At 66.6% G+C, this 17879-nt stretch carries 17 protein-coding genes and 1 tRNA gene; 9 read left to right on the plus strand and 9 right to left on the minus strand.

The genetic code is table 11. The features are described 5' to 3' along the window. Positions 1-104: 104 nt before the first annotated feature. The gene (locus FRZ44_RS24880) at positions 105-1814 is read left to right on the plus strand and encodes a sensor histidine kinase (RefSeq protein WP_151179720.1); all 1710 of its coding nucleotides are present in this window, start codon (positions 105-107) and stop codon (positions 1812-1814) included. A 173-nt stretch (positions 1815-1987) separates the two neighbouring features. Here the strand turns inward: FRZ44_RS24880 and dmeF are convergent, their stop codons facing one another. From dmeF to FRZ44_RS24905, 5 genes are all read right to left on the minus strand, one after another. Further along, positions 1988-2959 (minus strand): CDF family Co(II)/Ni(II) efflux transporter DmeF, encoded by a 972-nt coding sequence (gene dmeF / locus FRZ44_RS24885; RefSeq protein ID WP_151179721.1) that lies wholly within the window; start codon positions 2957-2959, stop codon positions 1988-1990. Between the two features lie 39 nt (positions 2960-2998). Further along, a complete protein-coding gene (locus tag FRZ44_RS24890) occupies positions 2999-3301 on the minus strand; it encodes a metal-sensing transcriptional repressor (protein WP_151179722.1) in 303 nt (100 codons plus the stop codon). A gap of 86 nt (positions 3302-3387) precedes the next feature. Further along, positions 3388-4662 carry a M20/M25/M40 family metallo-hydrolase gene (locus FRZ44_RS24895; RefSeq protein WP_151179723.1) on the minus strand — a complete coding sequence of 425 codons (1275 nt, stop codon included), beginning with the start codon at positions 4660-4662 and terminating at the stop codon, positions 3388-3390. Continuing rightward, the gene (locus FRZ44_RS24900; protein WP_151179724.1) at positions 4659-5564 is read right to left on the minus strand and encodes a polysaccharide deacetylase family protein; all 906 of its coding nucleotides are present in this window, start codon (positions 5562-5564) and stop codon (positions 4659-4661) included. The genes FRZ44_RS24895 and FRZ44_RS24900 overlap by 4 nt, the downstream gene beginning before the upstream one ends. A gap of 59 nt (positions 5565-5623) precedes the next feature. After that, positions 5624-7120, minus strand: coding sequence for a 4-hydroxyphenylacetate 3-hydroxylase N-terminal domain-containing protein (locus FRZ44_RS24905; protein WP_191908291.1), 1497 nt, complete (start codon positions 7118-7120; stop codon positions 5624-5626). Between the two features lie 83 nt (positions 7121-7203). Between FRZ44_RS24905 and FRZ44_RS24910 the strand changes: the two genes are divergently transcribed. The 4 genes from FRZ44_RS24910 to hpnR all read left to right on the plus strand — a co-directional run bounded on the left by FRZ44_RS24910 (position 7204) and on the right by hpnR (position 11422). Further along, complete coding sequence (locus FRZ44_RS24910; protein WP_151179726.1) at positions 7204-8124, plus strand: LysR family transcriptional regulator; 921 nt, start codon at positions 7204-7206, stop codon at positions 8122-8124. Between the two features lie 229 nt (positions 8125-8353). After that, complete coding sequence (locus tag FRZ44_RS27185) at positions 8354-8524, plus strand: hypothetical protein (protein WP_191908292.1); 171 nt, start codon at positions 8354-8356, stop codon at positions 8522-8524. 196 nt (positions 8525-8720) lie between these two features. Further along, entirely contained in the window at positions 8721-9740 is a 1020-nt protein-coding gene (locus FRZ44_RS24915; protein ID WP_151179727.1) for an AAA family ATPase, read from the plus strand. Between the two features lie 185 nt (positions 9741-9925). Beyond that, positions 9926-11422 (plus strand): hopanoid C-3 methylase HpnR, encoded by a 1497-nt coding sequence (hpnR, locus tag FRZ44_RS24920; RefSeq protein ID WP_151179728.1) that lies wholly within the window; start codon positions 9926-9928, stop codon positions 11420-11422. A gap of 13 nt (positions 11423-11435) precedes the next feature. Here the strand turns inward: hpnR and argE are convergent, their stop codons facing one another. Then, positions 11436-12608 (minus strand): acetylornithine deacetylase, encoded by a 1173-nt coding sequence (gene argE, locus FRZ44_RS24925; protein WP_151179729.1) that lies wholly within the window; start codon positions 12606-12608, stop codon positions 11436-11438. Between the two features lie 165 nt (positions 12609-12773). Here argE and rraA point away from each other — a divergent pair, with 165 nt between their 5' ends. Next, positions 12774-13265 carry a ribonuclease E activity regulator RraA gene (gene rraA / locus FRZ44_RS24930; protein ID WP_151179730.1) on the plus strand — a complete coding sequence of 164 codons (492 nt, stop codon included), beginning with the start codon at positions 12774-12776 and terminating at the stop codon, positions 13263-13265. A 7-nt stretch (positions 13266-13272) separates the two neighbouring features. Here the strand turns inward: rraA and FRZ44_RS24935 are convergent, their stop codons facing one another. Continuing rightward, positions 13273-13725, minus strand: coding sequence for an Rrf2 family transcriptional regulator (locus FRZ44_RS24935; protein WP_151179731.1), 453 nt, complete (start codon positions 13723-13725; stop codon positions 13273-13275). A 187-nt stretch (positions 13726-13912) separates the two neighbouring features. Here FRZ44_RS24935 and FRZ44_RS24940 point away from each other — a divergent pair, with 187 nt between their 5' ends. Both FRZ44_RS24940 and FRZ44_RS24945 read left to right on the plus strand, forming a co-directional pair. Beyond that, the gene (locus FRZ44_RS24940) at positions 13913-14389 is read left to right on the plus strand and encodes a group III truncated hemoglobin (RefSeq protein ID WP_151179732.1); all 477 of its coding nucleotides are present in this window, start codon (positions 13913-13915) and stop codon (positions 14387-14389) included. Between the two features lie 90 nt (positions 14390-14479). Further along, on the plus strand, positions 14480-15010 hold the full coding sequence (locus FRZ44_RS24945; RefSeq protein WP_151179733.1) for a flavin reductase family protein: 531 nt from the start codon (positions 14480-14482) through the stop codon (positions 15008-15010). 168 nt (positions 15011-15178) lie between these two features. Here the strand turns inward: FRZ44_RS24945 and FRZ44_RS24950 are convergent, their stop codons facing one another. Together FRZ44_RS24950 and FRZ44_RS24955 are read right to left on the minus strand one after the other, a co-directional pair. After that, positions 15179-15610 (minus strand): hypothetical protein, encoded by a 432-nt coding sequence (locus FRZ44_RS24950; protein ID WP_151179734.1) that lies wholly within the window; start codon positions 15608-15610, stop codon positions 15179-15181. 90 nt (positions 15611-15700) lie between these two features. After that, positions 15701-15777 (minus strand) — tRNA-Arg (locus FRZ44_RS24955). Between the two features lie 206 nt (positions 15778-15983). On the opposite strand from FRZ44_RS24955, the gene FRZ44_RS24960 reads away from it, so the two are divergent. Continuing rightward, entirely contained in the window at positions 15984-17870 is a 1887-nt protein-coding gene (locus FRZ44_RS24960; RefSeq protein ID WP_151179735.1) for a potassium transporter Kup, read from the plus strand. Positions 17871-17879 lie beyond the last annotated feature (9 nt).

Genomic DNA, 17879 nt, shown 5'->3' on the forward strand with positions numbered 1-17879 from the left:
GTCCGGAGGAAGGAATCGGCGTAAAAGAGCCCCTAACAGGTTAGTGGCATCATAACCCTTTTCTGCGACCCTTTCCCCGATCGGCCAGGGGTGACGGATCGCCGATGGCGACGTTCCGGGGCCTCGAACTCCTGGGGTCCGCTCGAACCGAAGGTTTGCTGACGCGTTCCATGCTGTCCAACTCGATTCCCCGTTGGCCGATGCTTGCGGTCATCGCCCTGCTGCTGCTGGGCGCGGCAGCGATTCTGACCGTGACGCAGATGGCCGCACGCAGTCAGGACCGCCTGGCCGTGACGCAGTCGCAGACCACGCTGGCCGCCATTCTGGTCGCCCGCCAGCACGAGGTCGCGAATCTCGCACGCGACTACAGCTTCTGGTCCGATGCGGTCGAGAATCTGGTGGACCAGCCGTCAACGGAGTGGGCCGACGCCAATATCGGCGAGTATCTCAACACCTCGTTCCATATCGCGACCGCCTTCGTGATCGACGGCGCGGAGCAGCCCACCATCGTCTTTGTCGAGGGTCAAACGCAGCCGCCCTCCTCGATCGCGCCGGTCCTGACGGTGTTGCAGCCTCTCTTCAATGCGGCCCGTGCGGCGGCCAAGGGCCGTTGGACGGAAGACACCGGCCCGGAACCCGCCGACGGCTTCGTGATGTGGCAGGGCGCGCCGGCAATCGCCGCCGTGGGTGCAATCACCAGGCAGGATGGCAAACCGGGGCCGCAGTGGGATCACCTGCTCGTGCTGATCCGTGCGATCGACCCCGGGCTCCTGAACGACATCGCCGCCAGCTATGGATTCAAGAACCTGCGCTGGCAGGCAACGCCCCCCAAACCGTCCGATACGGCGATTGCCCTCAGCGCGCCCGACGGGAGCCCGATCGGTGCCATCGCGTGGGATCCGGAAAGGCCGGGGCAGGCACTCCTGCGGCAGATGCTGCCGGCGATCATCGGGGCCTTCCTGGCGATGCTCGCCCTGTCGGGCGGGATCATCTTCTTCCTCGAGCGCAATCGCGCCGAGATGCTGCGCCACCGCGCGCTCATCGAAGAACAGAATCTGGCGCTGCTGCAGCAGAAGGAGCGCGCCGAACAGTTGAGCCGCGCCAAATCCGATTTCCTGTCGATCATCAGCCATGAGCTGCGCACGCCACTCAACGCCATCATCGGCTTCGCCGACTTGATCCGCAGCGAAGTGCGCGGGCCGATCGTCCCGGTCTATCGCGACTATGCCGCCGACATCCGCATTTCCGGCCAGCAGCTGCTGGGCCTGATCAGTGACATCCTCGACCTGTCGCGCATCGAGGCCGGCAAGCTGCAGCTCCATGAAGAGCGCGTCAATCTCGGCAAGATGGCGGAGGCCTGCGTCAATCTCCTGCGCCCGCAACTCGATCAGAAACGGCTGACGGCGACCATCGGCGACATGGAAGGGCTCGGCAGCATCCTGGCGGACGAGCGGCTGGTGCGCCAGATGCTGCTCAATCTGCTGTCGAACGCGATCAAGTTCACGCCGGAGCGGGGCCGCATCGCGGTGGAAGGCGGGCGTGCCGCGGATGGCGGGATCGAGATCCGCGTGACCGATACCGGCATCGGCATGACCGAGTCCGAGCTCAAGATGGCGCTCGAACCGTTCGTGCAGATCGAATCGAGCCTGGCGCGGCGGGTCGAAGGCAGCGGCCTCGGGCTCTCCATCACCAAGCGCTTCATCGAGCTCCATGGCGGCCGCATGACGCTGGAGAGCCGCAAGGATGTCGGAACCCGGGTGACGCTCTGGTTCCCGCCCGCCCGCGAACGCGAAGCCGATCGCCTGGTGGGGTGAGGGACATGCGCAGCCTTGTTCCCTCCCCGTTCAGGGGGAGGGCTAGGGAGGGGGACGACGCGATGCCAGCCATCGCTGCGCAAACCGTCCGCGCCTGTCCCTGACCTCTATCGCGTCATCCCCCTCCCTGACCCTCCCCCGCAAGCGGGAGAGGGGACGGCACAGATCTCGCCTCAGAGCGTCTCGCAGATCTCGCAAGGCTCCACCTCGACCGTCACATGCGACAGGCTCGGCAGGTCCTGGAGCCGCGCTTTGTACTGTGCCGGCGTCTGGGGCGCGGTCGAGACCAGCGAGGCCATGGCGGCGTAATGCCCCGGCCCCAGGCGCCAGAGATGGAGGTCGGTGACGCGGTCGGCGTCGCTCTCCAGCCGGCTGCGGATGCGCTGCTCCAGCCCGCGATCGGGGACCGCATCGAGCAGCACGGCGCCGCTCGATTTCATCAGCCCCAGGGACCAGCGGCCGATCACGGCGGCGCCGATGAGGCCGACGGTCGCATCCATCCAGGCCCAGCCCCAGAGCCGCCCCGCCAGCAGACCCGCGATCGCCAGCACGGAGGTGGCGGCATCGGCGATGACATGGAGGTAGGCGCCATGGAGGTTGTGGTCGCGATGGCTGTGGCCATGATCGTGATCGTGCGACGCACGATCGTGACCGTGATCGGCCGCCGCGCCGCCGGCGGCCTTCTCATGCAGCAGCGCCGCGCAGCCGAGATTGATCAGCAGTCCGACCGCGGCGACGATCAGCGCGTCGTCATAGTTGATCGGCTCCGGCATCAGCAGCCGTCGGACGCTCTCATAGACGATGAAGGCCGCGATCAGGGCCAGCACGATCGCGTTGGTGAAAGCGGCGAGATCGCCGAGCTTGCCGGTGCCGAAGCTGAAATGAGCATTGCGCGCGTGGCGCGCCGCGTAGCGATAGGCGAGCCCGGCGAGGCCCAGCGCGCCCGCATGGGTCGCCATATGCCAGCCATCGGCCAGGAGCGCCATCGAGCCGAAGGCATAGCCGGCGGCGATCTCGGCCACCATCATCGCCGCGGTCAGCCAGACGGCGATCCAGACCCGCCGCGCGCGCTTGTCATGGCGGTCGGCGAGATAGACATGATCGCGCTGCCAGCGATCGAGGGAATGGGCGGCGTGAGACTTCAAGCCGGAGCTCCGGGTGGGAGGGCGCGGAATGGCCCGCGTCTAGAGATAGCGGGCGATCGCCTTGAACTCGTCGAGCGCGACGCGGGTTCCGCGCGAGACCGGGCCCGCCGCCCGCTCGATGCAATTGTCGATATGGTCATGGACCAGCAGGCGCTTGGCGTTGGCGATCGCACTTTCGACCGCCTGGAGCTGCTGCGCGATGTCGAGACAGCCGCGATCGGCCTCGATCATCGCCATGACGGTGGCGAGATGGCCCTGCGCGCGCTTGAGGCGCTTCAGCACTTCGGGATGGCTGGCATGGGGCGTGCCCCGAGGGGCCTCCCCGCGATGATCGTCGGGCATGATGGGTATCCTATCCTCCCCCATAGGATAAGTCAAGGCGCGCGATCCCGGCCGCCGGAGCCAGGAAACCGGCGGCCGGCCGGGCTTCAGCGGCTCAGATAGTCGTAGGCCGAGAGGGCGTGGGTGCGGACGATATGGAGGAATTCCTCGATCGCCACCCGCTCGTCGGTCTTGCCCATGGTCTTGGGCGAAGGGCCATAGACGTAAGCGGGGATGTCGCGATAGCGCCAGAGCCGCGTGTCGGTGCCGCCGAGCCCGACGATGGGCGCCGGCTCGAAGCCCTTCATCGCCTTCACATTGCCCTGGATGATTCCGATCATCTCATGCTCGGGATCGCACCAGTTCGACGGGCTGTAATTGATCTCCTCCAGCGAGGCCTGCGGGTAGCGACCGAGGAGCTGCCGGATCTTTTCCATGAGCTGTTCCTTGCCGATACCGACCGGCAGGCGGAAATCGGCTTCGAAGCGGCATTCGGACGGGATCATGTTCACTTTGAGCCCGCCCTGGATGACGCCGATATTGAGCGTGACCGAGCGCATCACTTCGGTCGCCCCCGCACCCAGCGCGCGCTCGATGACCTCGGCCGAACGATCGAGGATGCCGCCGACATTGCCCGGCGGCGGCACTTTCTGGCGGGCCAGCCGGTAGAGATCGCCGATCAGGGCCGCCGCGATCTGGGTGGCGCTCTCGGACAGGTGAGGATAGCCGCCATGGGCGCCCTTGGTGCGGACCGTGAAAGCGAGCCAGAGCGGTCCCTTCTCGCCGAACCTGACCGTGAGCGGATCGCTGGGCTCGCCATTGAGGCAGCAATCGCCATGGACCTCGGGATGATTCTCCATCAGGTAGCGCGCACCCCAGGGCCCGAAGGTCTCCTCGTCCGAGACCACGGTCAGGGTCAGCCTGCCCTTGAGCTTCTCGCGCAGGCGATGGAGATAGGCATAGGTGAAGATCGAGGCGGTGGTGCCGCATTTCATGTCCGCGGCGCCGCGGCCCCAGACATAGCCATCGGCGATGTCGCCGCTCCAGGGCCCGTGCGTCCAGTGGGCCGGATCGCCCGAGGGGAACACGTCGATATGGCCGTTCAGCACCAGATGCTTTCCCGGGCCCCTGCCCTCGAAGCTCGCGACCAGATTGGGCATCTGCGCCTGCGGCGCGATCACGCGATAGGAAAGCTTCTCCGCCTCGAGGAATTCGCGGACGAAGGCCGCCGGCGCCAGCGTGTCGCCCGGCGGGTTGGGGCTCGCCGCCTGAACGAAACCGCTGAGGAACCCGATCAGCCGCTCGCGGTCGCGCTCGATCCAGTCCAGCAAGGTGGCTTTGTCGGCGGCGGCGCGGCCGGCGGTGGCGCTGTCGGGACTCATGTCGGCTTCCTCGGCAATTCCGGGATCGGGCCCGGGTAATAAGGCAGGCGATCGACGCGCGGGTTCCAGCTCCCGTCGGCCACGACCTTCTTCACATGGGCCGCGATGTCCTCGAGCTTGGCGAACCAGACCTTGCCCTTGCCCTGCATATGGGCGATCAGGTCGGCCAGCGCCGCGGCGCGGGCGAGGCGCCCCATCAGCATCGGATGCCAGACCGAGATCCAGAGCCCGCCATAGCGCCAGGCCGCGTCGAACTCCTCGCGGAACACATCCATGCCATGGGACGGCGCCTTGATCGGCATCATATAGCCGAAGTCCCGCGCCACCATGAAATGCGCCCAGTCGTCCATCGCATAGTGCGACGGCAGCTCGACCACGCGGCCCTGGCCGTTGTCGAGCAGGTAGGGAATGTCGTCGCCCATGAGGGAGGCGTCGTAGCTCAGGCCGCGCTGGACCAGGAAATCGAGCGTCTTGGCCGAAAAGCGGTAGGAGGGCGCGCGGAACCCGCGCGGCGGCTGGCCGGTCGCCTTCACGATCGCGTCGATGCTGCGATCGAACCAGTAGAGCTCCTCCTCGGGCGGCAGCTCGTTGGGATGCTCGTGGAGATAACCGTGATGGCCGATCTCATGGCCGCCCTTCAGGATCAGCTCGACGGTCGCCGGATAGCGCTCGATGCACCAGGCCGGGAGGAAGAAAGTCTGCTGGATGCCGAACTCGGCGAACATGTCGACCAGACGCGGGACCGCGACCTCCGGGTCGTAGCGCAGCATCGACATGGTCATCACTTTGTTGTTGGCCTGCTCGTGATGCGCCAGATGCAGGATGCTGTCGGCATCCATGTCGAAGGTGATCGCGACCGCGCAGCGCGCGCCGTCGGGCCAGGGAATCGGGTTGCGGATCATGCCTCGCATCCTCTCCGTCGCATCACAATGGGGCCAGGATGGAGCCGGGCACCCGGTTCTCAGGCGATCCCGGCCCGCTTGCGGATGGCCGCCATCGCCGGCCCCCGATCATAGACCCGGTAGAGTTCCTCGCGTAGGGCCGGCGCCGGCGTCGCGTTGATGTTTTCGAACAGGGCGAGGCGCATCGCGCTCGGGCTGCAGGACATGTCCCAGACCAGGTTGAAGAGCCGGTTCTTGTCGCGGGCGTCGAGCTTGTGGCCCGGCAGATACTCGTCAAGCAGCGGCCCGATATCGGGCCGGTCCCAGGTTGCCTGCGGCACGCGGCCGATGAGGCCCTGCCCGGAAAGCTCGCGCAGGATCTGCATGATGCGCGGATAGGCCTCGATGCTGTGCAGCCGCCCCGCCGTCACGAACACATGGTCGGGCAGCATGACCCCGCTCTCGGTCGGCTTCGCCCGCGCGACCGCGGCCGTCATCATCCCCCGCAGCGTGGCGGCATAGTGGATCACCTCGGACACCAGCGCGCGGACGGCCGGGATCTGGTCGGTGCCCAGCGCATCGACGATCATCTGCGCCACCCCGGCGAAGATCTCGGCGCGGTAGGAGAGCCGCGTCGCGATCTTCCAGAAGGCGAACTGGCCGAGGATGTTGTAGATGTCGGCCGTGGTCTTGTTCTTGTAGCTGAACACATAGTCCCAGGGGATGAAGACGCGGTCGAAGATCAGGAGGCCATCGGCCTCCTCGCCATCGGCGTCGATCGGATGATCCTCGCGGGCCTCCGCGCCGTTCGTGGTGGCTTCGCGCAGCAAGAGGGTCATGCCGGGCGCGTTGGCCGGCACCGCCGCCCAGATCATGCATTCCTCGGGCATGCCGGGGACAGGCGGCGGCATCGAGATGGTGCCGATATTGCCCTGGGCCAGGACCGAATTGCCGGCCTTGGCGCCCGAGATCACGATCCCGTCCTTGCGTTCCTCGACCACGCGCAGCCGGGCGGCGCGCTGTGCCACCGGCGTCTTGCGGTCGGTCTGGACGTCGATGATGACGTCGGCGCTGGTCAGGTTGTTGCGCTGCCCGACCCGCAGGAAATTCATGATCTTGTCGAGCGCCTCGGGCTCCTGCTTTCGCACCAGATGATTCCAGGCGACGAAGGAGATGGCCTTGACCGGGCCGTAATCCGGCGGGCGCCCGAACACGCCGAAGCTCAATGACGTGCTGCATTTGATCATGGCGTCATAGCGCCAGAGATCCTCGATCGAGCGCGGCACCAGCCAGGCGGTCGAGATCCGCTCGCCGGTGTCGGGCTCGATCGTGGTGAGAAGATCGCGCGTCGCCGGGTCATGCTGGGCATCGAAATAACGGGCAACCTGGTCGATGCCGCGGCTGAGCGTCGGCTCTGCCGTCACATCGGCCACGTCGCGGCCGTTGGCTATCACATGGCGCCCGTCGCGCAGGCTCTCGCGGAACTCCGCCCCGGTGCGCAGATTCGGATCGGTGGCGCGGCGCGCCACCGGCTTGCTGACGACATAGTCGCGCCCGTTGCGTTCGGTATCCGGCATGGCGGCCCTCCTCGGCGACAGGGCCTCAGGGTCGCAAAGGAGGCCCTGGATAGGAAAATATAATTTACTTATCATCTGCATTGATGAACCTGATCGATCTTCCCTTGCGGGTGCTGCGTTATTTCGTGGCCGTGGCGGATGCCGGCAATGTCACCGCCGCGGCGCGCGGCCTTCATGTCTCGCAGCCCGCGGTCTCGCTCGCCATCCGCCAGCTCGAGACCGCACTGGGGGTCGATCTCTTCGTGCGCCAGCATGCGCGCGGCGTGGCGCTGACGCCGGCCGGGACCGAGGTGTTGCGCGAGGTCCGCAAGCTCCTGAGCCAGGTCAACGACTTCGCCACCACGCTCGCCGGCGTGGGCCACGCGCTGCGCGGCACGCTCTCGATCGGCTGCCTCGCCTATATCCTGGCGCGCTATCTGCCCTCGATCATCAGCGGCTTCACCCGGAAGTATCCCGAGATCGAGGTGGTGTTCCATGAGGGCGACCAGGGGTTCCTGCAGCAGGGCATGATGGAGGGCTGGATCGAGCTCGCGCTCACCTACGACCTGCAACTGCCGCGACGCTTCGCCATCGAGCGGATGCTGGAACTGCCGGCCTATGCGCTGCTGCCGGCCGATCACCGGCTGGCGCGCCGCCGCGCGATCTCGCTCAAGGAGCTGGTCGACGAGCCTTGCGTGCTGCTGGACATGCCGATCAGCCGCGACTATTTCGCCTCCGTCTTCGGTGCGCTCGGCGTGGCGCCCCAGGTGCGCTACCGCACCCAGTCGGTCGAAGCGGTGCGCAGCCTGGTCGCGAACGGCCTGGGTTACACGGTGCTGAACCATCCCTCCAGGACGCTCACCACCTATGACGGCAAGCAGACGCGCGCCGTCAAGCTGACCGATGCGCTGCCCTCGGCGCCGATCGCCGCCGTGCATCTCGCCGACCATAGGCTGCGGCCGGTGGCGCAGGCTTTCCTGGATTTCACCCGCGAGTTTTTCCGCCGCGAGCGCCGCGCCGCCTGACGATCGTGGCCAACATGACAAAACCGTCAGCGTGACAAAGCGCTCATGGGCGCGTCTTGCCACCATCTCGCCATCTTCCGCGACTATCGCTCGACGCCAGCCGGTATCGATGCGCGAGGAACGGGATGGGAGTCCCCGCTTCGCGACACCGCCGCCCGAGGGGCCTGGATCCCGTCCATTGCCGCCCCCCGAACGGAAACGCAGAGTGATGGGGACCGCGATGAAAGCGATGAAGCAGGATAAAGCGACGAATCCGGACAGCGAGGCGATGCGCCTCCTGCGGGCCATCGTGCTCGAGCTCGATTTCGATCAGGTCGAGGGCCATGCGCCGGGCGACACGCTGGCCGAGCTGCGCGACAAGGCGCGCCGGCTGATCGAGGCGGAGAAGCGCCAGTCCTGACGATCTTGTGCGGGCCGGTCGCCGGGGCTCTCGGATAGAGAATCGAGACGACGCCGACGGCTGCAGACATCGTCGCCCGGCCTGAGGACGGCGTCGGGGATCTGGAGAATCTGACGGCCACCGCCATGCGAGGCGCGACGAGCCGGCCGGGCTGCCGCTAAAGTGGCGGGCCTCGTCCCCTGCCGCCGGAGCATGCATGGCCCGTGGATTCCTTCTGGGAAAATTCCTCCCGCCGCATCAGGGTCACGTGCTGCTCTGCGATTTCGCCCGCGACTATGTCGAGGATCTGACGATCCTGGTCTGCAGCCTGCCGCGCGACCCCATTCCCGGCGCCCTGCGCTTCGCCTGGATGAGGGAGCTCTTCCCCGAAGCGCGCGTCGTGCATCTGACCGATGAGGTTCCGCAGGCGCCGTCCGAGCATCCGGATTTCTGGCCGATCTGGCGCGGAATCGTGAAGCGCGCCCATCCCGAGCCGATCGACTTCGTCTTCGCCTCGGAGAGCTACGGCCATCGGCTGGCGGCGGAGGTCGGTGGCCGTTTCGTGCCGGTGGACCCGCCGCGTTTTGCCGTACCCGCCGCCGGCCGCGACGTGCTGGGCGATCCCTTCGCCCATTGGGACCGCATCCCGGCGCCGGTCCGGCCCCATTTCGTGAAGCAGATCTGCCTGTTCGGGCCCGAAAGCACCGGCAAATCGACATTGGCGCGCCGGCTGGCCGCGCATTTCGACACGCTGTTCGTGCCGGAATATGGGCGCACCCATACCGAGCATTTCGGCACGGGCTGCAGCCTGGAGGATCTCGTTCTGATCGCGCGCGGCCATGGGGCGCTGACGGCGGCGGCGGCCCGACAGGCCAACCGCATCCTGCTGCTCGACACCGATCCGGTCCTGACCGCGGTCTGGTCGGACATGTTGCTGGGAGAGCGAGATCCGCGGCTCGATCACATCGCCAGGCCGGCCGATCTCTATCTGAACTGCGATGTCGACGTGCCCTGGATCGACGACGGCACGCGCTATTTCCCGGATCCCGAGATGCGGGCCCGCTTCGCCCGGCGATGCCAGGCGGAACTGACCGGACGCAACCTGCCGCACCTGACGCTGACCGGCGATTGGGAGGAGCGCTTCCGGCAGGCGGTCGCCGCGATCGTGGATCGCTTCCCCCAACTGGCTGCGACGACCGGTTCAAGATCGCCTGCTCCCTCCTTGCCACAGGGATGACTCGGCCCACTTGGTAGAGTGGGCCTTCCATCAGGGGGTGGGCTCTTCCTCGATCATCAGGACCAGGACTCGCGCCGGCCGCTCGCAACCGGATAAGATCGACGGCGTGATCGCCCGCGTTGAGGGCGGTAGTTCCACAGTTCAGGAGGCGACGACCCGGGTTCCCGAATTCCACAGGAGGCGTTATGCGCGTGCTTTTCGTCCACCCCGGCCCCTTGATGTATAGCGAGGTCTATCTGCGCCTGGAGCCGCTTGGCATGGAGCGGGTCGCCCAGGCTGTACGCGCCGCGGGCCACGAGGTCCGGCTGATCGACCTGCAGAATTTCGGGCATGAGGATCTTGCGGACGAGCTCAAGAGCTTCAATCCGCGCGCCATCGGCTTCTCGCTGAATTACCTGGCCAATCTGCCGGAGGTTGTCGACCTCGCGAAGAGCGCCAAGCAGCAGATCAAGGACTGCTATGTGTTCGTCGGCGGGCACAGCGCCTCCTTCATCGCCGACGAGCTGCTCGAGCATGGCGGCGGCGCCATCGACTGCGTGCTGCGCGGGGAGGGCGAGATCGCGACGCCCATGCTGATCAGCGCGATCGAGGATGGCGGGGTGGACCGGGTCCCCGGCACCGTGACCGTCAAGGGCCGCGGGCCCGTCCCGGTTCTGCTCGAGAGCCTGGACCAGTTCCCGCCGGCGCGCGATCTCCTGCGCCGGCGCAAGAACTACTTCATCGGCATGCTCGATCCCTGCGCCTCGATCGAGTTCACGCGGGGCTGCCCCTGGGATTGCTCCTTCTGCAGCGCCTGGACCTTCTATGGCCGCAGCTATCGCATGGCGAGCGCCGAGGCGGCAGGCGAGGAGCTGGCGAGGATCAAGGAGCCCAACGTCTTTATCGTCGACGACGTCGCCTTCATCCATCCCGAGCATGGCTTTGCGATCGGACGCGAGATCGAGCGGCGCAACATCCGCAAGCAATATTACCTGGAGACGCGGGCCGACGTGCTGATCCGCAACCAGGAGGTCTTCACCTACTGGAAGACGCTGGGACTCAAATATCTGTTCCTCGGGCTGGAGGCGATCGATGCGGAAGGCTTGAAGCTGCATCGCAAACGGTCTTCGCCCGGCACCAACTTCGAGGCGCTCGAGATCGCGCGCAAGCTCGGCATCAAGGTCGCCATCAATCTGATCGCCGATCCCGACTGGGACAAGGAGCGCTTCGCCGTGGTGCGCGAATGGGCGCTGAGCGTGCCCGACGTCGTGCATTTCACGGTCGCCACCCCCTATCCCGGCACCGAGCTGTGGTTGACCGAGGCGCGGCGCCTGGCCACGCGCGACTACCGCCTGTTCGACATCCAGCATGCGGTGCTGCCGACCCGCCTGCCCCTGCTCGAATTCTACCAGGAGCTGGTGGAAACCCAGCGCAACATCGCCCAGAAGCATATGGGCTTCCGCGCCTTGCGCGACACCGCGGGGCTGATCCTGAAGCTCGCCCTCCAGGGCCAGACCAACTTCGCGCGCTCGATCTGGAAATTCGACCGGGTCTATAACGCCCAGCGGCAATTCGCCGACCATCAGCAGCCGGTCACCTACGCCATCCGCCCGCCCCCGCCCGCGGTGAAGGTGGCGAGAGATTCACCGGATCTCTATGTGCATCCTCGCCGCGAGCATGCGAAGCGGCAGGCGCAGGTTTAGGGCGACGTCGGGTTCAGGGCGGTGACGACGCCGCCCAGGCGGCGAGCTTGCGCATGAAGCCGACGCAGGCCTCGACCTGGGCGATCTCGATGAACTCGTCGGGCTTGTGCGCCTGCTGGATGCTGCCGGGGCCGAACACGACGGCGGGGATGCCGGTCTGCTGGAAATGGCCGGCCTCGGTGCCGAAGGCCACACCGATGGCCTCGTTGACGCCGGTGAGCGCATGGATCAGGGCCTCAGCCGGCGAATCCGGCTCGGGCATCAGGGGCGGCAGGGCCACCAGCGTCGCGGTCTCGACCTCGGCCTCCTCGGCCGCCTGACGCATCCGGGGCAGCAGTTCGGTTTCGACGAAATTCCGCACCCGCGCGACGATGGTCTCGGGCGCCACGCTGGGGAGGGGGCGAAACTCCCAGATGATCTCGCATCGTCGCGCCACGATATTGAAGGCGGTACCGCCATCGATCTGGCCGACATTCACCGTGGTGTAGGGCGGATCGAAGCTCTCGTCCTGGGGACCCTCGTCACGCAGCTCCGCGGCGAGCCGCGAGAGAAAGGTCAGGAACTCGGCCGCCGAGAAGATCGCGTTGAGGCCCCGTTGCGGCGCGCTCGAATGGCCGTCGCGGCCCGTGAAGCGGGTGCGGAACACCAGATCGCCCTTGTGCCGGTTGGCGAGCTGCATCGAGGTCGGCTCGCCGATGATCGCCATCGCCGGCAGCGGCAGGTTGGCGGCGATGTCGCGCAGCATATGCGGTACGCCAAAACAGCCGACCTCCTCGTCATAGGAGAGCGCCAGATGGATCGGCCGGCGCAAGCCGGCCTTCTGGAACTCCGGCACCAAGGCCAGCGCCACCGCGATGAAGCTCTTCATATCGCTGGTGCCGCGGCCATAGATCCTGTCGCCGCGCCGCGTCAGGGTGAAGGGATCGCTCTCCCAGGGCTGGCCCGCGACCGGCACGACGTCGGTATGGCCCGAGAGCACCACGCCGCCGGGACGATCCGGCCCGATGGTGGCGAACAGGTTTGCCTTGCGCTTGCTTTCGTCATAGGTGAGCCGGCTCTCGATGCCACGGCCCGACAGATAGTCGCGCACGAACCCGATCAGGTTCAGGTTCGAATCCGCGGAGACGGTCGGAAAACCGATCAGCGTCTCGATCATCTCCATCGGCGAATAGCGGCGCGCGCTCATGACACCTCGGGGGCCTCGATCCGGCGCCTAGGCGAGCAGAGAATCGCGGCCTTGGCCAGCGTGAAATGGCTCCGTCCACGCCTTGCCCCGCGACGGCACCGCTTCCGTACCCGAGGGGCCGCCGCTATTCTGCGGGCCCGCCGCCGACAGGAAAGAGGAAGGGTCATGGAGATTTCGCTCGCCGATCTGTGGGATGCCTATCCCGACGAGCTTCTCGTCTGCGAGGCGCAGTTCCGCGGCTTCGGCCGCCGGCAGAGTTTCGCGGGGCCCTGCATGACGGTGAAGGCGCATGAGGATCATCGGGCGCTCATGAGTCTGGCGGCGACGCCGGGCCAGGGCCGCGTGATGCTGGTGGATGCCGGCGGCTCCCTGCGCGTCGCCTCGATGGGCGACCGCATCGCCGCGGCGGCCGCGGCAAATGGCTGGGCCGGCGCCGTGATCCATGGCGCGATCCGCGACACGGCCGGCATCGACGCGATCGATTTCGGGGTCAAGGCGCTGGGGACCACGGCGCGGCGCGGCGAGCTCGCGATCGGCGGGCTGGTGGGCGTGCCACTCTCATTCGCGGGCCTCGCGGTGAAGCCGGGCGACTGGGTCTATGCCGACCGCGACGCCGTCGCGGCCTCGGTGCGCGAGCTGCGGCTTCCCAAGGCCTGATGCCGGCTCAGGCGGCCGGTGGGGCTTCGGGGGCCAGACCCAGGCTTCGCGCCAGTTTCGCCCGAGGCACCAGCAGGTCCGCCAGCGTGTAACCATCGAGCGTTCGCAGGAAGGCGTCGGTCGCCTCGCGGAGCGCGCGGCGCAGGACGCAGCATCCTTCGATCCGGCAGAAGCCCTTCCCGGACAGGCATCCCATCACGGCGAGATCCTCTTCGGTCTCGCGCACGACCGCGCCCAGATTGATCCGGTCCGGAGGTTTTCCGAGCCTGAGCCCGCCGCCCTTGCCGCGCACCGGCTCGAGATAGCCCTGCTGGCCGAGCCGGTTCACCACCTTCATCAGATGGGTCTTCGAGATATCGAAGCTTCGGGCGATCTCCGCGATCGTCGTGAGGCGCCCTGCGTTGGTCCCGACATAGATCAGCGTGCGCAGCGCGTAATCGGTCCCCAATGTCAGACGCATTTGGCCATCCTTCGCTCGCAAACCGGCCGGCGAAGGCAGGTCGGGCCTGCCCAGCTGCGACGCCCGACCGCATCCGCGGCGGAGGTTTCCGGCTATAAGATATATATTATATGTATCTTTAGGCGTCGGCACAACGCCGGTGCCGACCCGCGGCATCGGAACCCCGCACCGGCAGAAAGGCCCGCGAATGGACCAGGATGGCAAACGGTCGGAGCGCGATCTGATCGTCGACGACATCGTCGCGCGCACCGGAATCGACGAGGCGATGATCCGGCGCCTGGTCCATGGCTTTTACGATCGCGCCCGCCTCGACCCGCTGCTTGGCCCGGTCTTCGCCAGCAAAGTCGGGGATTGGGACCATCATCTGGCGAAGATGTGCGACTTCTGGTCGTCCGTGGCGCTCATGAGCGGCCGCTATCACGGCCAGCCGATGGTGGCCCACCTGCCCCTGCCGATCGGCACGCCGCATTTCGACCGCTGGCTCGAGCTGTTCGGCGAGACGGCCCGGGCGCTCTGCCCACCCGCGGCGGCCGCTCACTTCCTCGAACGCGCCTATCGCATCGCCGACAGCCTCGAGCTCGGCATCGCGTTTCACAAGGGAGAGACCGGATCGAGCCGGCCACGGCGCCGGGCGCCGGCCATGCCTGAAACGACGACCTCGTAAGGCAGCCGGCGGTAGGGACGCCGGCAGAAATTCGAGCGCCGGGGGTAGGCGGCTCTATGATCCAGCTCTCGCCCATTGCGGGAGGCCGTCATGAAAAACCTGCCCCTGTCGAAGGTCTATCAATTGCTCGAGCCCGGCCCGGTCGTGCTGCTGACGACCGCCCGCAAGGGCCGCCCCAACGTCATGACCATGTCCTGGCACATGATGATGAAGTTCGAGCCGCCGCTGGTCGCCTGCATCGTGAGCGGCAACGATTACAGCTTCGCGGCCCTGCGGGCGACGCGCGAATGCGTCATCGCGATTCCCGCCTCGAGGCTGGCGTCCAAGGTGGTGAAGGTCGGCAATTGCTCGGGCCGCGACACCGACAAGTTCAAGGCCTTCGGCCTGACGCCCATGCCGGCCCAGGATGTGAAGGCGCCGCTGATCGCCGAATGCTTCGCCAATCTCGAATGCAAGGTGACGGATACGCGCCTCGTGAATGACTACAATCTTTTCATCCTCGAGGTGACCAAGGCCTGGACCGACCCGGCGCAGAAGAATCCGAGAACCATCCACCATCAGGGCTTCGGGAAGTTCGCCGTGGATGGGAAGACGATCGCGCTCAAGTCGAAGATGCGGTAGGACGGAACGGCGGGGAAGGGTCGACGTCCCCAACTGGATTCGAATCCGTGTTACCGGGCCATCTAGACGATGAAGGCTCGAGGTGTGTGAGGGTCGTGGAAAGCCCCTTGGCGCGGCCGCAGCAGGAGCGGCTCGCCTTGAGTTGCTGCCGCGCCGATAGGAGCGCTGTCAGAATGTCCGTGGAACCAGACGACGTTGTTTCAAGTACCCGCCTGATAGGCCCAGGAGCGGCGGAAGGATGAATTCGGCCGCCCAGTAACCCACGGAGTGACCCGTGCCGCCCGCCGCGATGAAATATAGCCCCTGCAACACGCAGAATATCGACGACAAGGCGCCGTTCAAGAGTTCAGCCCGCTTGGCGATGCTTGCAGCGATATAGCCGGCCGCGATGGAAACCAAGCCGCCCGTCACGAAGGTCGCCACAATCGCCGCCGGCGCGCTCATGATTTCGGCAACCCGTCCCTGGACATCCGTCGCCCCCTGTCCCGGGATCCATCCGCTAAACGTGAGAACTAAGACGACGGCCACACCCAATATCCCACTCACGAAGATATCGAAAATGCCGCCGACCAATATGCCCAACAGCGAAATTCGCTTCATGACCGATCCCCCTTCGCAATCCCATTCTGCGCCGGTCAGCCTATCGAGGAATGCAAGAGAGAGCGAGGATCGGCTGGCTTTATGCGAGATTGGCGTCCCCGGGGTGACTCGAACACCCGACCCACAGTTTAGGAAACTGTTGCTCTATCCGGCTGAGCTACGGGGACGCCGTGGGAGGCGAAGCTAACGGCAGAGGCGGAGCCGCGCAATCGCCTCGACATCCGGGAATCGGGCGGCAAAACGCCCCGCCGGCAGAGGCCGGCGGCTGCGGCCCTCGCCCCTGGCACAGCGCCGACGATCCCTTTACCATCCGCGGCTTGCCGGTCGATGGCCGAATCGATCGGGATGGGAGCAGCAGGGGAAAAACCGGTCCATGAGCGCCGGCGGCGAGACCGTTACACAAAAGCCGGCGCGCCATTCCGCCCTGGTCATCGGTGCGCTCGGCATCGTCTATGGCGATATCGGCACGAGCCCGATCTATGCCTTCCGCGAATCGCTGGCTGCGGCGCCGGGAACCCAATCCTGGCCGGAAACGGTGCTGGGCGTGGCCTCGCTGACGCTCTGGGTCCTGATCATCGTCGTCACCATCAAATATGTCCTGCTCATCATGCGGGCGGACAATCGCGGCGAGGGCGGCATCCTGTCGCTGGCGGCCCTGGCGCTGCGGCTGAAATCGCCGCGGGGACGCCGCCTCCTCATGGTCTCGCTCGCCATCATCGGCGTGGCGCTCTTCTATGGCGACGGACTGATCACCCCGGCGATCTCGGTCTTGAGCGCCGTCGAAGGTCTCGAGGTCATCGCCCCCTCGTTCCAGCCCTATGTCGTCCCCTGCGCGGTCGCCATCCTGGTCGGGCTGTTCATGATCCAATCGCATGGCACGGCGCTGGTCGGGCGCCTGTTCGGGCCGATCATGGTGGTCTGGTTCTCCGTCCTTGCAATTCTCGGGATCATCAACATCGCCGAAGAGCCGGGCGTGCTTCGCGCGATCGATCCCGTCTATGGCCTGACCCTGCTGGCGGCCGGCGGCTGGAAGGCGCTGGCGATCCTGGGGGCCGTGGTGCTGACGGTCACGGGCGCCGAGGCGCTCTATGCCGATATGGGACATTTCGGCCGCTCGCCGATCCGCGCCGCCTGGCTGCGTTTCGTGCTCCCGGCCCTGGCGCTGAACTATCTGGGCCAGGCCTCCCTGGTGCTGCGCAACCCCGACGCCGCCTCCGATCCGTTCTTCCTCCAGGCCCCGGCCTGGGGCCTCATTCCGCTCGTGGTGCTGGCGACGATCGCGACGGTCATCGCCTCGCAGGCCGTGATCTCCGGCAGCTTCTCGCTCACCCGCCAGGCGATCCAGCTCGACTATGTGCCGCGCATGGAGGTCCGCCACACCTCGGCGACCGAGATCGGCCAGATCTACATGCCGCGCGTGAACTGGATCCTGATGATCGGGGTCCTGACCCTGGTGCTGGGCTTCGGCTCGTCGAACAATCTGGCCGGCGCCTATGGCATCGCCGTGACCGGGACCATGTCGGCCACCACGATTCTGGCCGCGATCGTCGCGCGCTATCTCTGGAACTGGCACTGGCTCGTGGTCGGGCCCCTGTTTGGCGCGCTGCTGGGCATCGACCTGCTCTTCTTCGGCTCGACCCTGCTCAAGATCCCGAACGGCGGCTGGTTCCCGCTGCTCGCCGGCGGCACGGCCATCTTCGTCATGGCGACCTGGCGGCGCGGCCGGAAGGTCGTCTATGACAAGCTCTATGGCGAGGGGCTCAAGCTGGATTCCTTCCTGGCCCGGCTCGAAGCCTCGCCGATGCGCATCGCCCGCACTGCGATCTTCATGACCGGCGATCCGACCGTGGTGCCGCGCGCCATGCTGCACAACATGAAGCACAATATGGTGCTGCATGAACGCAACGTGCTGCTGCGGGTCATCATCGAGGATCTGCCGCATGTGCCCGCCGACCAGCGCGTCGCGGTCGAACGGCTCGGCAAGGGTTTCTTCCGGGTGATCGTGCGCTACGGCTATATGCAGGACCCGAACGTGCCCGCGGCGCTGGAGGCGGCGCGCAAGCAGGGCCTCGCCACCGACATGATGACGACCTCGTTCTTCATCGGCCGCGAGACCATGATCCCGTCGAGCAAGCCGGGCCTGCCCTTCTGGCAGGAGCGCCTCTTCATCGCGCTCGCCGCCACCGCCTTGAACGCCACCGCCTTCTTCGACATTCCGCCGGGTCAGGTGGTCGAGATGGGCGCGCAGGTCGAGATCTAGCGACGGCGA

It is taken from the genome of Hypericibacter terrae, from assembly GCF_008728855.1.
Taxonomy (GTDB): Bacteria; Pseudomonadota; Alphaproteobacteria; order Dongiales; family Dongiaceae; genus Hypericibacter; species Hypericibacter terrae.

Coding starts and splice junctions, on each gene's coding strand:
- FRZ44_RS24915 (WP_151179727.1), top strand. CDS start 8,721: ATGGCCCGTGGATTCCTTCTGGGAAAATTCCTCCCGCCGCATCAGGGT.
- FRZ44_RS27185 (WP_191908292.1), top strand. CDS start 8,354: ATGAAGCAGGATAAAGCGACGAATCCGGACAGCGAGGCGATGCGCCTC.
- argE (WP_151179729.1), bottom strand. CDS start 12,608: ATGAGCGCGCGCCGCTATTCGCCGATGGAGATGATCGAGACGCTGATC.
- FRZ44_RS24935 (WP_151179731.1), bottom strand. CDS start 13,725: ATGCGTCTGACATTGGGGACCGATTACGCGCTGCGCACGCTGATCTAT.
- FRZ44_RS24950 (WP_151179734.1), bottom strand. CDS start 15,610: ATGAAGCGAATTTCGCTGTTGGGCATATTGGTCGGCGGCATTTTCGAT.
- FRZ44_RS24900 (WP_151179724.1), bottom strand. CDS start 5,564: ATGATCCGCAACCCGATTCCCTGGCCCGACGGCGCGCGCTGCGCGGTC.
- rraA (WP_151179730.1), top strand. CDS start 12,774: ATGGAGATTTCGCTCGCCGATCTGTGGGATGCCTATCCCGACGAGCTT.
- hpnR (WP_151179728.1), top strand. CDS start 9,926: ATGCGCGTGCTTTTCGTCCACCCCGGCCCCTTGATGTATAGCGAGGTC.
- FRZ44_RS24940 (WP_151179732.1), top strand. CDS start 13,913: ATGGACCAGGATGGCAAACGGTCGGAGCGCGATCTGATCGTCGACGAC.
- FRZ44_RS24910 (WP_151179726.1), top strand. CDS start 7,204: ATGAACCTGATCGATCTTCCCTTGCGGGTGCTGCGTTATTTCGTGGCC.
- FRZ44_RS24905 (WP_191908291.1), bottom strand. CDS start 7,120: ATGCCGGATACCGAACGCAACGGGCGCGACTATGTCGTCAGCAAGCCG.
- FRZ44_RS24880 (WP_151179720.1), top strand. CDS start 105: ATGGCGACGTTCCGGGGCCTCGAACTCCTGGGGTCCGCTCGAACCGAA.
- FRZ44_RS24960 (WP_151179735.1), top strand. CDS start 15,984: ATGAGCGCCGGCGGCGAGACCGTTACACAAAAGCCGGCGCGCCATTCC.
- FRZ44_RS24895 (WP_151179723.1), bottom strand. CDS start 4,662: ATGAGTCCCGACAGCGCCACCGCCGGCCGCGCCGCCGCCGACAAAGCC.
- FRZ44_RS24945 (WP_151179733.1), top strand. CDS start 14,480: ATGAAAAACCTGCCCCTGTCGAAGGTCTATCAATTGCTCGAGCCCGGC.
- FRZ44_RS24890 (WP_151179722.1), bottom strand. CDS start 3,301: ATGCCCGACGATCATCGCGGGGAGGCCCCTCGGGGCACGCCCCATGCC.